Annotated in this window: 12 protein-coding genes; all 12 read left to right on the top strand. The window is 38.8% G+C overall.

Annotated elements, in window-relative coordinates:
• The first annotated feature begins 95 nt into the window (after nucleotides 1-95).
• The 12 genes from HMPREF1151_RS01260 to HMPREF1151_RS01215 all read left to right on the top strand — a co-directional run bounded on the left by HMPREF1151_RS01260 (nucleotide 96) and on the right by HMPREF1151_RS01215 (nucleotide 12647).
• Nucleotides 96-482 carry a hypothetical protein gene (locus tag HMPREF1151_RS01260; RefSeq protein WP_038141109.1) on the top strand — a complete coding sequence of 129 codons (387 nt, stop codon included), beginning with the start codon at nucleotides 96-98 and terminating at the stop codon, nucleotides 480-482.
• Nucleotides 483-487: 5 nt separating this feature from the next.
• Nucleotides 488-904, top strand: a complete 417-nt coding sequence (locus HMPREF1151_RS01255; protein ID WP_009660748.1) for a hypothetical protein — start codon at nucleotides 488-490, stop codon at nucleotides 902-904.
• A 109-nt stretch (nucleotides 905-1013) separates the two neighbouring features.
• On the top strand, nucleotides 1014-1391 hold the full coding sequence (locus HMPREF1151_RS01250; protein WP_009660763.1) for a hypothetical protein: 378 nt from the start codon (nucleotides 1014-1016) through the stop codon (nucleotides 1389-1391).
• Between the two features lie 22 nt (nucleotides 1392-1413).
• Nucleotides 1414-1581 (top strand): hypothetical protein, encoded by a 168-nt coding sequence (locus tag HMPREF1151_RS09765; protein WP_009660749.1) that lies wholly within the window; start codon nucleotides 1414-1416, stop codon nucleotides 1579-1581.
• Entirely contained in the window at nucleotides 1582-2469 is an 888-nt protein-coding gene (locus HMPREF1151_RS01245) for a hypothetical protein (RefSeq protein WP_009660744.1), read from the top strand.
• A 204-nt stretch (nucleotides 2470-2673) separates the two neighbouring features.
• Nucleotides 2674-3783 carry a hemagglutinin repeat-containing protein gene (locus HMPREF1151_RS09560; protein WP_050988780.1) on the top strand — a complete coding sequence of 370 codons (1110 nt, stop codon included), beginning with the start codon at nucleotides 2674-2676 and terminating at the stop codon, nucleotides 3781-3783.
• 9 nt (nucleotides 3784-3792) lie between these two features.
• A complete protein-coding gene (locus HMPREF1151_RS09935) occupies nucleotides 3793-3918 on the top strand; it encodes a hypothetical protein (RefSeq protein WP_255324118.1) in 126 nt (41 codons plus the stop codon).
• Between the two features lie 124 nt (nucleotides 3919-4042).
• The gene (locus HMPREF1151_RS01235; protein ID WP_038141106.1) at nucleotides 4043-4810 is read left to right on the top strand and encodes a SprT family zinc-dependent metalloprotease; all 768 of its coding nucleotides are present in this window, start codon (nucleotides 4043-4045) and stop codon (nucleotides 4808-4810) included.
• Nucleotides 4811-4821: 11 nt separating this feature from the next.
• Nucleotides 4822-8229 carry a DNA polymerase III subunit alpha gene (locus HMPREF1151_RS01230; protein WP_009660758.1) on the top strand — a complete coding sequence of 1136 codons (3408 nt, stop codon included), beginning with the start codon at nucleotides 4822-4824 and terminating at the stop codon, nucleotides 8227-8229.
• A 34-nt stretch (nucleotides 8230-8263) separates the two neighbouring features.
• Nucleotides 8264-10012 carry a pyruvate kinase gene (gene pyk, locus HMPREF1151_RS01225; protein ID WP_009660761.1) on the top strand — a complete coding sequence of 583 codons (1749 nt, stop codon included), beginning with the start codon at nucleotides 8264-8266 and terminating at the stop codon, nucleotides 10010-10012.
• A 45-nt stretch (nucleotides 10013-10057) separates the two neighbouring features.
• Nucleotides 10058-10969, top strand: coding sequence for a LysR family transcriptional regulator (locus HMPREF1151_RS01220; RefSeq protein WP_009660779.1), 912 nt, complete (start codon nucleotides 10058-10060; stop codon nucleotides 10967-10969).
• A 274-nt stretch (nucleotides 10970-11243) separates the two neighbouring features.
• Complete coding sequence (locus HMPREF1151_RS01215; protein WP_009660759.1) at nucleotides 11244-12647, top strand: DASS family sodium-coupled anion symporter; 1404 nt, start codon at nucleotides 11244-11246, stop codon at nucleotides 12645-12647.
• The last annotated feature ends 17 nt before the right edge of the window (nucleotides 12648-12664 follow it).

Below are 12664 nucleotides of genomic sequence, written 5' to 3'. Positions count from 1 at the left end.
CTTTTAGAGTTCGTTTGTTACTAATCGTACATTAGAGGAGCATTGTAAATATTACGAGTGTTTATATTGAGAAGGTGGAGATCATAATAAAATATATGCATATAGGTTTATTAAAAGAACTTGGTCCGAAATTATTAAAATATCTACTTATTGGCATTGCTGCAGCCTTTATACTAATCATAATTGTCGGCATCACTACTCGATATTATCATTATAATGACAACTCTTCTGCATTAATCAGATATGGATATTCTCTCTACAAAGAGGATTTGATTGATGAGATAAACTGGACTCGTGTAGGCGATAAGTTCATGGTGAAGAATTCTGACTATGCTGATTTTAAGGTAGGGTATAATCAGAGTGAATTCTTAGATAATTTAGATAGTAATAAGGACAAAATTGGTGAAGGTCTTAATACCAATAGAATTAGAGTCCAGTTATTAGAAGGCTTTATACGAATTAAATATAAAATAGTGGATTGATAAAGATGGTTTGCGATAGGGTCGTTAGTAATAAATTAAAAATAATTACAGTTGTAGTAGGAATAATCATAGGCTCATTTAGTGGTGCTCTTGTATTAGAGAAAATAGATAATACATTGGAATCCATTTATTCTGGTAGACAAGCTCTTATTTGGAATGAATATAAAAGTTTTGATCATCGTGAGCATTTTACTATCAATGCCATCTATCCTTTTAAATATGAACTTGGTAGTGTTAGACCATACTTTATTGTTGATGCACTAAGTGATAGTAATATGGCTGAACTTGAAAAATCTTTAATCTTAGATGGATGGGAGCAAATAGAGACTAATACATTTCAAAAAGAAACTAGTGGAGAAGTATTAAAATTATCTGTAAGACCAATTAACATGAATGAATTTATGATTGTATATTATTACTAACTTTTACAAATGGAATCCATACTATTAGCTATGCGGTTATCGTAATAATTAATGAATAGTTATATAGGTAAAGTTATTCAGAAATGTATTAGTGGCGTTAGGAGTCGTTATGAATGCTGGGCGTATCTTATGTAGTATTTTACTTGGTATGTATGCAATATATATTATACGGAATAATACAATAACTATTGCAGGCGCAAATACTAAGAGAAGTATTCTTCTTACGATGATACAATTAGGTCAATTATTAATGCTTGAATTAATGGTTATTTTTGGGGGGAGGATTTTACATAGTTTTTCTATTTTTTCGTTAATACTTGCAGTCCTTCTTTGGGGAGAAATGTTTGCATTAAAGCAAAATCTCAATGAATATTTTATGTGCAAGGAAGGTAAAAGCTATGGCATTAGTATTATAGGTATAGGTCGAATTGCTGTGTCTGTAGCACAGAGTATTCTTTTAATCTTTCTTGGAATCTGTAGTTGGTAAAATTTAATAAGCGCTAAAGTTAATGATGAGTCATAACTGTGTAACGGTTTCTGTAGATGCATTAGTTGATGGAAGTGGAGATCATCCTACTTTAGATCAATTAAAAGGTGCGATTCGTCCTGCTGCCGTTGAAAATTTATTGGATGAAGATTATGAAAATAATCGCGGACTTGTATATAAGGTGGAATAAATGGGATCTATTCGTAAATATCTTACTTGGTTTTTTATTATAGTTTGTATATTGGTATTAGTATATATATTGAGATTGAAGTTTACATCTTATAATAATGTATGGAATCCACATAAAGGTGCTGTTGTAGTTCTCAATGGCTCTAATGCAAATATTTATAATCCACAAGATATGGGAAATAATTTTAATCTCGATTTATCTATGCTAAAAATTAAGAACGGAATAATCACAGACGCTTTTTTTACTAAAGATAGTTTTTTTGCTATTCAGAAAGTACAGAATGGTAAGCAAGTCGATTGGTATTTAACTAATATTTTTGAAGATAAGTTAGAAAAAATTCTTATTTATACAGGAAATCAATATCATATATATCAGGTTTGGACTAGTAATGGGAACATTATTTTAAATACATCTGAAGGTTATTATCAATTAAATTTGAAAAGTGGAGAAATTTTAGAATTAGATAAAATGAATGGTATGAGTAATGAGTATCTTGTTTATAGTGAATGGCCGGAAGAGGGGGGATTTACAAATCAAAGTTTTTGCATAGATTACTCTGAAAGTGAAATATATAATTTACTTTCTAGACGATTAAGAATTAATGGCATTGTTGATAATACCGCTATTGTTCAAATTTTACCAAATACATCAAATGATGAACACGTCAGTTTAAATGCTTTTTTAGAGAGCTTAAGGTTTGGTATTAATTCCAGTGATTTTTCAATATTCTATTTGAACTTAAAAGAATCAAAATTTTTAATATTAGATTTAAGTTCTGAAGATAATCGTAAGTGGTATATGAATATCAAATATCTAAATACTGATTATAATGAAAAGATATTGAATCACTTTCAAAATGTAATTAATTATCAAGATAATATACACTAGAGGTGAAATGGCGACACAATTGAATGAGAGTTAACCATCAAGCGTGTGAAGAACATGAACATGCGCATTACAAAGGATGCTGTAATCTATGTGTCGGCGAATGCATACGTGCCGGATTATAGGATGGACAAGTTTGTCATCGAGAATATCCCCTTCATTAAGTGAGTTCGTTACAAGGTTGATCATTGAATGCCAAGTGGTCATATGGCTCGTCAAAATGTAGATACGCACCAAGAAAGTTATGTACCAACGACGATTAGAGCAGCACAACTAGCACAACTTAAAGCAAAGCGAGATACGAATATGATTGGCTCTACTGTATCTGGTAAGAAAGTTGAAGTTGATACGGGTCGTGATTTACATATTCAAAGCTTACAAGATGTAGATAACTTTAAAGAACACAGTAAGTCTGATGGCTTCTCTATTTCCTCTGAACCTAATTTCAAGGATCCAACTGGTAGTATTAGTGCTAGCGTAGGCTCTAAAGGTAAAGCGAACTCTATTACTCAATCTGCTATTTCTGATGGTATACTAACAGTAGATGGTAAAGAAATTGATACTAAGACGATTAATACCAATACAGAGAATACGCTACATCAATTAGATAAGATTTTTGATAAAAAGAAAATTGAAGAACGTCAGGAGTTGGCACGTTTATTTGCTAAAAATGCTTATGAGCAATTACATAACTGGCAACCCACCACAAAAGAAGGTAAGATTGCTAAAGCTTTTGCTCATGGTGTGATTGGCGAGTGGGCTGCACGTATGGCTGGTAATGCACCTGGTAGTGGTTTTAAAGCTACAATGACCAATGAACTGCTCATAGAAAAGATTAAGCAAATAGCGGATAATGATCCAGCATTAGCACAATGGTTGAGTGCTGCCGTAGGTGGTGTAGTTAATAAAGTAACTGGTGGCTCAGTAAATACAGGTGCAGCAGTGTCATCTTATTCTACAAAGTGGAATGAATTAGCTCAAAATGCAGGGGACAGAGAAATAGTGCGTGAGTCAGAGGTTCCAGTAAATGTAAGGGAGTTTTATAAAGAATATAAAGAAGATGTGGAAGGTTCTATAGCTAGAAAGGCTACTGAAGAAGCTATTAAGCAGTTAGCTAAATATAATATAAGGAATGATATAGGGCAGGTAAAGATCTACTTTAATGTTTATGACGGGGTAAGGTTTTTAGGACGTGTTTCTCTTGTTGTTACTGTTGCAGATACTGCCTATAGAATTGGAGAGTTTAAATATTATACTCAACCAAGGACTGATGAGGAGAGAAAAAATTGGCTTGAGTTTTATGAGTTTGATAAATAAGGGGGTAAAATGAATATTGGAATAGTTTTGTTTATAATAGGAGTAATTCTTTATATTATAGGCAATATTGCAGACGCAGGTATTTTATATGTTGTTGCTACTTTTGTTTTAGCATTTTCACTTATATTTAAATAGGTCTGTAGTATATTTTAAATTACTTAGCAGATAGTTGATCCTCTAAAATCAACTATCTGCTATTTTTATGTTCTTAAAATCGAATAATTTCAATTAAAACACCTAGAATTTTACGATTTTATGAGTGTTTTATGATAAAATAAAAGGTATGAATACTTCAACAACTCGGTCTATTACCTATAATGGTGACACAATTGAATATGAATTAACGATCAAGCGTGTAAAGAACATAAACATGCGTGTGCACAAGGATGGTAGTGTCCATGTTTCAGCGAATGCTTATGTGCCAGATTATCGAATCGATGCGTTTGTTATCGAAAATATACCTTTTATTGAGCGGGCTCGTTTTAAATTAGAAGCCTTAACGGCACAACGGATAGAGGCGTTACAGTATGTAACAGGTGAAACCGTATCTATTTTGGGTATGCCTGTGTCGCTAGAGGTGCTAGAAATATCTGGTAAGCCGCATATTAAGTTTGATGGTTCTAGTCGTATGGTGATGTTTGTTAAACCTGATTATACCTATGAAGACAAGCATAAATTAATGCAAACCTTTTGGCGCCAGCTAGGGGAAAAGGTGTTTACCCATTGGGCGAAGGTCGTGTATCAACGCTTTCACCAGCAACATATTGATGTGCCCATGCCAACGGTAAAGCAACAGCGCATGAAGAGTCGTTGGGGGTCTTGTACGCCATCAAAGCAGCTCATTAAGATGAATATGCGTTTATTAGAAGGGCCTCAGGCCTATATTGAATACGTTATGGTCCATGAGTTTGCCCATTTTAAATACTTGGATCATTCTAAGAGCTTTCACAATTTAGTGGCCCAATTTTTACCAGATTGGAAAGCTCGTAAGAAATCATTAAATATCTATTTTGCACATAGACCGTAAGGAGGTGTACCATGAAGCCATTTGTACATTTACATAGTCATACGGAATTTAGTTTATTGGACGGCATCAGCCGTTTGCCGGATATGGTGCGCCGTGCGAAGGAACTGGAACAACCAGCCCTTGCCATTACGGACCATGGTAATATGTATGCAGCCATCTATTTTTATAAAGAATGTGTAGCACAAGGCATTAAACCGATTATTGGGTGTGAAGTATATGTTACAGCAGGTAGCCGCCTTGATAAACCAGAAGGGCGTAGCCGTGAGCGATTAAAACATCTTATTTTGCTAGCCGAAACGATGGAAGGCTATCGAAACCTTGTTAAAATCGTATCGAAAGCCTCTACGGAAGGTTTTAATTATAAGCCCCGTGCTGACCATGATTTGTTGCGTCAATACAGCAAGGGCATTATTGCTCTTAGTGCGTGTATTCAAGGGGAAGTGCCTCAATATATTCTGCAAGATAATATGGACGGGGCTCGCCGAGCTGTTGAATGGTATATTGAAACCTTCGGTAAAGACAATTTCTTTTTAGAAATTCAAAATCACGGTTTACCTGAAGAGTTACGGGCTCAGCAAGTGCTATGCCAATTAGCTGACGAATATGGCCTAGGCATCGTGGCGTCCAATGATTTCCACTATGTTATGAAAGACGATGCTGATGCTCAGGATATCCGCGTTTGTATTCAAACGGGCCGACGTCGCGCTGAAGTAGATCGTTTGAAATTCCCTAATGATGAGTTCTATCTCAAATCTGGGGACGAGATGACGGAGCTCTTTGGACATATCCCTGGGGCCTTAGAAAACACAGTAAAGATTGCAGACCGATGCAATGTAGAATTTAATTTTGATGAACACCATTTGCCACACTTTGATGTACCTGAGGGCGAAACATCTAAAACTTATTTGCGCAAGGTTTGTGAACGAGAAATACCTCGTTTGTATGGCGATACATCAGAAGAACTCAAAAAACGTCTCGACTACGAACTCGATGTTATCGGAACGATGGGATTTGAAGACTATTTCCTCATCGTATGGGACTATGTGCGCTATGCGCGTGAACACGATATTCTGGTTGGCCCAGGCCGTGGTTCTGCAGCTGGTTCTGTAGTAGCTTATTTATTAGGTATCACAGGCCTTGACCCATTACAATACGATTTGCTCTTTGAACGATTCCTTAATCCAGAACGGGTAAGCATGCCTGATATCGATATCGACTTTTGCTATGAAAAGCGGGGCGAAGCCATCGATTACGTAACGCGAAAATATGGACAGGCTCGCGTGTCTCAAATCATCACCTTTGGTACGGAAGCGGCCCGCGCCGTTATTCGCGACGTAGGTCGTGTGCTCGATTTACCATTAGCCGAGGTCAATCGCATTGCGAAGATGATTCCTAATGAATTGGGTATCACCTTAGAAAAGGCCTTAAAGGGTAAAGATTTAAAAGCCTTATATGATACAGACCCTAATGTAAAAGAGTTATTTGATTTTGGCCAAAAACTAGAGGGCATTGCTCGTAATTCGTCTACCCATGCGGCGGGCGTTGTAATTTCCGCAGACCCTCTAGATGACCATGTGCCTGTACAAAACTCTAATGAAGACGGCTTTGTCACTCAATATGATAAGGATAATATCGAAGAACTAGGCCTGTTAAAGATGGACTTTTTGGGCCTTCGTACATTGACCGTTATGGGGGATGCCCTTAAGCTCATCAAGGCAAACCGAGGTATTGATCTTGACTTAGATGCTATCCCATTAGATGATAAAGCTGCTTGTGAGCTTCTTACGAAGGGCGATACATCCGGCGTATTCCAGCTCGAATCCGATGGGATTACCAAGCTCGTTATGGATTTAAAACCTGAGCATTTTGAGGATTTAATCCCTCTCGTTGCACTCTATCGTCCAGGTCCTTTGGGATCTGGCATGGTGGCGGATTTTATTGACCGTCGTCATGGTAAAAAAGAGGTGACCTATTTACATCCAATTTTGGAACCTATTTTGAAAGATACGTTCGGCGTTATTCTCTACCAAGAACAGGTTATGCAAATTGCGTCTGCCATGGGCGGTTTCTCCCTTGGTCAAGCGGATTTGATGCGCCGTGCGATGGGTAAGAAAAAGGAATCCGTCCTTAAGGCGCAACGTGAATCCTTTATACAAGGTTCTATTAACAATGGCATCGAAGAGTCCATTGCAAACGAAGTATTTGACTTGCTCGTTTATTTCGCCGGCTATGGTTTTAATAAATCCCATAGTGCGGCCTATGCGTATATTGCGTACCAAACGGCATATCTCAAGGCGCACTACTTCCCAGAATTTATGGCCGCTACCATGACAAGCTTTATGCAAAATATGGATAAGCTTACCTACTATATCAATGCCTGTAAAAAACATAATGTGCAGGTCCTCGGTCCCGATGTGAACCATTCCTTGCGTAGCTTTGCTGTACAAGGTGATGCCATTCGCTTTGGCCTTGGGGGCATCAAGAACGTAGGGGACAATGCTATCGATCGACTCATCGCTGAACGTGAGGCCAATGGTCTCTATACGAGTATTACCGATTTTTGTCGTCGCGTAGATAGCAAGGTCGTTAATAAACGGTTGCTGGAAAGCTTAATTCGCTGTGGTGCTATGGACGGATTTGAGGAAAACCGCAATCAGTTATTGCATATGTATGAAAGTGCACAGGCTGTAGGGGCTAAGCAGCAAAAGGATGCTGCCATGGGGACTATGAGTCTCTTTGGTGAAAGTACAGATGATGTTGATATGATTCCAGTACCTAATCTACCTGATTTATCGGAAGATGATAAATTGAAGGATGAAAAGGACTACACCGGATTCTATATTACGGGCCATCCATTGCAAGGCTATAACAAGGAACTGAAAGGCCTCTTTGAATTAGGGCAACTCCTTGAAAACCCAGAGCGTTTTGATGGTCAAACGATTACCTTTGGCGGTCTCATTGCTGAAAGAGGGGATAGACCTACAAAACGGGGCGATGTCATGAGTATTCTTCGCATCGAAGATTACTCTGGTTCCGCTCAAGTGGTAGCATTCCCGAAGGTATTTGCACAGAGTCAACAATTCTTGGCTGTCGATATGGTTGTTAAGGTGCGAGGCCGTGTTGATGCGGATGAAAAGGGTGTGCAGATTATTGCTGATCGCATTGCACCATTAAAGGTAAATTACAACAATGCACGACAAATCGCCATCCATATTCGAGGTGCCTATGATACGCCAGATAATAGCAATGCGTTGAAGGAAATACTTTCACAAGCAGAAGGACAAGTCCCGACAGCATTATATTTACACAAACAACGAAAACGAATTAATTTATCACCTCAATTATGCTTTGCACCTACAGATGAGATCATCGCACGCATTGAAGCGGTATTAGGTGAAGGTGCCGTAGAGGTGCAATAGAGTATATTAAATACCATCCCATTTAGGAGGATATATGAAACGTACAAAAATCGTATGTACCGTAGGTCCGGGTACGGATAAGTTCGGTATTTTAGAAGATATGATGCGCGCTGGCATGAATGTGGCTCGTTTTAACTTCTCTCATGGTTCGCATGAAGAGCAAGCGGAGCGCATGCAAATGGTGCGTGATGCGGCGATGATTGTCAATAAACCAATCGCATTATTGCTCGATACAAAGGGCCCTGAGGTTCGTCTAGGACTGTTTAAAGAAGGCAAGGTATTCCTCGAAGCGGGGCAACAATTTACATTGACTACGGATGATGTAGAAGGCACGTCAGAGATTAGTACTGTAAACCATAAAGGTTTAGTAGGCGATGTGCACGTTGGCGATACTGTTCTCTTAGCTGATGGCCTTGTAAGATTAACCATTGATGCTATTGAAGGTAATAAGATTATTACGACTGTTCAAAACAGTGGTGAAATCGGCAATCGCAAACGGGTGGCCGTGCCAGGCGTAGCGCTTAGCTTGCCACCTGTATCCGAGCAAGATGAATTAGATTTGCGCTTTGGTTGCCAACAAGGTGTGGACTTTGTGGCCGCATCCTTTATGCAACGTGCTAAGGATGTAGTGGCTATTCGTCGCATATTGGAATCTGAACAAAAGGATATTAAGATTATCGCCAAAATTGAAAATGCAGAAGGGGTTAATAATATCGATGAAATCCTCGATGTAGCAGATGGTCTTATGATTGCCCGTGGTGATTTGGGCGTAGAAATTCCTGCCGAAGAAGTACCGGTATTGCAAAAGATGATGATTGAAAAATGTAATCATCTTGGCAAACCTGTTATTACGGCTACGCAAATGTTGGAATCTATGATTCAAAACCCTCGTCCTACGCGTGCCGAAGCGAGTGACGTGGCCAATGCCATCTTAGATGGCACCGATGCGATTATGTTGTCTGGTGAAACTGCTAATGGCGCATATCCGGTGGAAGCTGTTACGACCATGACACGCATTGCAGAAGTAACGGAGCAGTCTGCTATTTATGATCATAAGAGCAGAACGCAGGAAAGCGATGATGTGACAACCACTGAGGCTGTATGTTTGGCCAGTGTGCGCGTTGCAAGTGATCTTGGGGCAGCAGCCATTTTGACATGTACCGAATCTGGTCATACTGCGATTAGTGTGGCTCGTCATCGTCCAGATTGCAAAATTATTGCTATCACACCGCATGATGAAACGATTCGTCGCATGCAATTATGCTGGGGTGTTGAGGCTATCAAGGGTCGTGAAAATATTAATTCTGATGAAATGGTAAAACAAGCAATTACCGGTGCTCTTGGGGCAAATGCCATCAACTCTGGTGATTTAGTTGTCGTTACCGCTGGCGTACCATCTGGCTCTACAGGTACTACGAATATGATTCGCGTTCATATTGCAGGCAAGGTGTTGTTATCTGGTAATGGTATCCTACGTAAATCCGCTACGGGTCGCGTATTTATTGCAGCTAATCATAAGAATGATTATGAAAGCTTCCAATCCGGCGATATCCTCGTAGTAGGGACTATGGAACCAGAATTGATGAATATTGCTAAACGAGCAGGCGGTATTGTAGCCGTTGAAGATGGGTACACATCAGATAGTGCTATTGCAGGCATTACGTATGGCATTCCTGTCATCTTAGGTGCTAAAGATGCTCATGACGTATTGCTTGAAGGTGCAGAAGTAACCATTGATGGGGAACGAGGCAAAGTCTTTGCAGGCATTGCGAATGCTAGATAAGCAATATATAATGTAATTAGGTTGGTCATAAAAAGGAGTACGACTATGGATGATAAAGAATGGCGTACCTTTGTAACCGTTGTAGATGAAGGTAATATAACAAAAGCGGCTGAAAAGTTATTTGTTTCGCAACCTGCTTTGAGCTATCGACTGCGTCATTTAGAGGATAGCGTAGGGTACTCCTTGTTGCTTCGTACCACAGAAGGTATTGCATTGACGCCACAAGGTGAAATCTATTATGACTATTGCAAACGCATGCTGCATGATAGAGAGGCCTTAGACCATGCATTGACGTCGTCTACTGGTAAGATTCAAGGTACCTTAAAAATTGCATCATCTATTAATTTTGCAGATTATGAATTACCAGCTTTGTTGAAATCGTTCCGCGAACAGTATCCAGATGTACATATTCAAGTTAAGACAGCTTTCAGCCATCAAGTTGTAAAGATGTTTAATACTGGTGATTGTATGGTGGCGTTTGCACGCGGTGGCTATGAGGTATCCGGCAATTCAGAATTGCTATTGGAAGAACCATATTGTTTGGTATACAAAGAACTGGTGCCACCAGAATCGTTAGAGAAGGTGCCTTTTATTCGATACCAAACCGATGCATCGGTGGCTAATATCATTGAAAAATGGTGTGCTGAGCATTTTGAGGCACCTCCCATTGTGGCAATGGATGTTAATTCTATGAGTACATGCCGTCACTTTGTGCGGGCTGGGCTAGGCTGGTCTATCTTAACCTATATGGGGCTTGGATCTTGTAAGGATAAAGATATTTACGTTAGCCCATTGCGTAGCAAGGATGGAACATATATTACGCGTGATACCAATATGGTATACACAAAAGAGTCGGCCAATTTAATTGCTGTCAAAACATTTATCGAGTACGTACGAGATTACTATAAAAAACACACTGTCGTAGACGATAGTATTTTTAGAGAATATCAATCATAACATGTAAGTGCATGTATACATCTTGTTAGAGGTGTATGCATGCATTTTTTTCATTTACACCTAAAAATCTATGAGTAAAATGCATAAAAAGTATGAATGACAGTTATAAAAATTTTTATGACCCCTATAAAGGTAATCTATTTTTCATTATTCTACTAAACATCTATAATGAATGTAAACTTAAACAATGTAATTGATGTCGCGAGCGATTATGTTGCCAAGGAATAGATGATCTTATGTATGCCTAAGTTAGTTAAGAAAGGTAAAGACACACATGAAAGACAAATTATGGCGCGTTGCCGTTATGGCTGCCATCGTCGCAATTGCGTGGTTCGGGGGCACACCAGAAGGCCTTAAACCACAAGTATGGCACTTATTTGGTATTTATTTAGCAACAATCGTGGGTTTGGTATTAAAACCATTTCCAGTACCTATTACAGTATTATTAGGTGTTGCCACATCTTCTATTTTATTAAACAATGTAAAAGATGTATTAGTTGGTTATAGCAATACAGCATTATGGTTAATCTTTGCAGCTTTTGCATTATCCGTTGCGTTTGGTAAAACTGGACTTGGACACCGTATTGCGTATCATTTAGTTCGCGCATTCGGTAGTACTACACTTCGTCTTGGTTATGTAACTGCATTTCTTGATTTGATTTTATCCCCTGCAACACCGTCTAATACAGCTCGTGCAGCAGGTATCGTATACCCAATCAACTTGTCCATTGCAGAAGCCGTTGGTTCTCATCCAGGTGAAACTGCTAAAAAAGCAGGTGCATATCTCTTGCAAAATGGTTATTTTGCAACTAAGGTAACATCCTTCTTGTTCGCCACAGCGATGGCACCAAACTATTTAGCTCTTGATTTTGTAACAAAATTAACAGGCGTATCTTTGAACTGGGGGCAATGGGCTTTAGCTATGTTTGTTCCGGGTCTCATCATGTTAATGTTCATTCCTCTTATTGGTTATATGTATGAACGCCCATCTGTAAAAGAAATCGATAACAAGAAAATTGCTGCCGACGGTTTAGCTGAATTAGGACCTATGAAAGGTTCTGAAAAGGGCCTTATCGTAATTGCACTTCTTGCAATTGTGGGATGGATTCTTCCAACATTTGATATTAAAATTGATGCTACTGCTGTTGCTGTCGTAGCAATGCTTGCAACATTTGTATTTGGTATCATAACATGGGATGATTTGCTCAAAACTAAAGCCGCTTGGAATACATTAATCTGGTTCGGTGGTATTTTGGGTTTATCCTCTGCATTGACAAAAGGGAAATTCTTTGAATGGTTAGCAAAATACTTAGAAGTGCATATGAATTTTGGTTTAGATCCATTTATGATGCTCCTCCTTATTGCTGTTATCTCCGTTGCAGTTCGTTACTTCTTTGCATCTGGTACTGCTTACATCTCCGCAATGCTTCCAGTATTCTTGATTGTAGGTGTTAATGCAGGTATCGATCCTACATTACTAGCTTTCGTTTTGATTGGTACAAATGCGTATGGTGGATCCGTAACTCACTATGGTGCAGCACCTGGTCCAATTATCTTCTCTGCTGGTTACAACAATGTAAAAGATTGGTGGACTGTTGGTCTCATCTCTGCCGTTGTATGTTTAGTATTGAACTTCGTAATCGGTATTCCTTGGTGGAAAATTGTTGGTTTCATGTAAGTGAAACTTTTATAATG

The sequence above is a fragment of the Veillonella sp. ACP1 genome (genome assembly GCF_000286635.1).
Classification (GTDB): domain Bacteria; phylum Bacillota; class Negativicutes; order Veillonellales; family Veillonellaceae; genus Veillonella; species Veillonella atypica.
The sequence above is the reverse complement of the archived record's forward strand: the minus strand, read 5'-3'. Positions and strand labels throughout refer to the sequence as shown.

Bases quoted from the DNA above. Each gene is read 5' to 3' on its own strand.
- HMPREF1151_RS01260 (WP_038141109.1), top strand. From the start codon at position 96: ATGCATATAGGTTTATTAAAAGAACTTGGTCCGAAATTATTAAAATAT.
- HMPREF1151_RS01255 (WP_009660748.1), top strand. From the start codon at position 488: ATGGTTTGCGATAGGGTCGTTAGTAATAAATTAAAAATAATTACAGTT.
- HMPREF1151_RS01250 (WP_009660763.1), top strand. From the start codon at position 1,014: ATGAATGCTGGGCGTATCTTATGTAGTATTTTACTTGGTATGTATGCA.
- HMPREF1151_RS09765 (WP_009660749.1), top strand. From the start codon at position 1,414: ATGATGAGTCATAACTGTGTAACGGTTTCTGTAGATGCATTAGTTGAT.
- HMPREF1151_RS01245 (WP_009660744.1), top strand. From the start codon at position 1,582: ATGGGATCTATTCGTAAATATCTTACTTGGTTTTTTATTATAGTTTGT.
- HMPREF1151_RS09560 (WP_050988780.1), top strand. From the start codon at position 2,674: ATGGCTCGTCAAAATGTAGATACGCACCAAGAAAGTTATGTACCAACG.
- HMPREF1151_RS09935 (WP_255324118.1), top strand. From the start codon at position 3,793: ATGAATATTGGAATAGTTTTGTTTATAATAGGAGTAATTCTTTATATT.
- HMPREF1151_RS01230 (WP_009660758.1), top strand. From the start codon at position 4,822: ATGAAGCCATTTGTACATTTACATAGTCATACGGAATTTAGTTTATTG.
- pyk (WP_009660761.1), top strand. From the start codon at position 8,264: ATGAAACGTACAAAAATCGTATGTACCGTAGGTCCGGGTACGGATAAG.
- HMPREF1151_RS01220 (WP_009660779.1), top strand. From the start codon at position 10,058: ATGGATGATAAAGAATGGCGTACCTTTGTAACCGTTGTAGATGAAGGT.
- HMPREF1151_RS01215 (WP_009660759.1), top strand. From the start codon at position 11,244: ATGAAAGACAAATTATGGCGCGTTGCCGTTATGGCTGCCATCGTCGCA.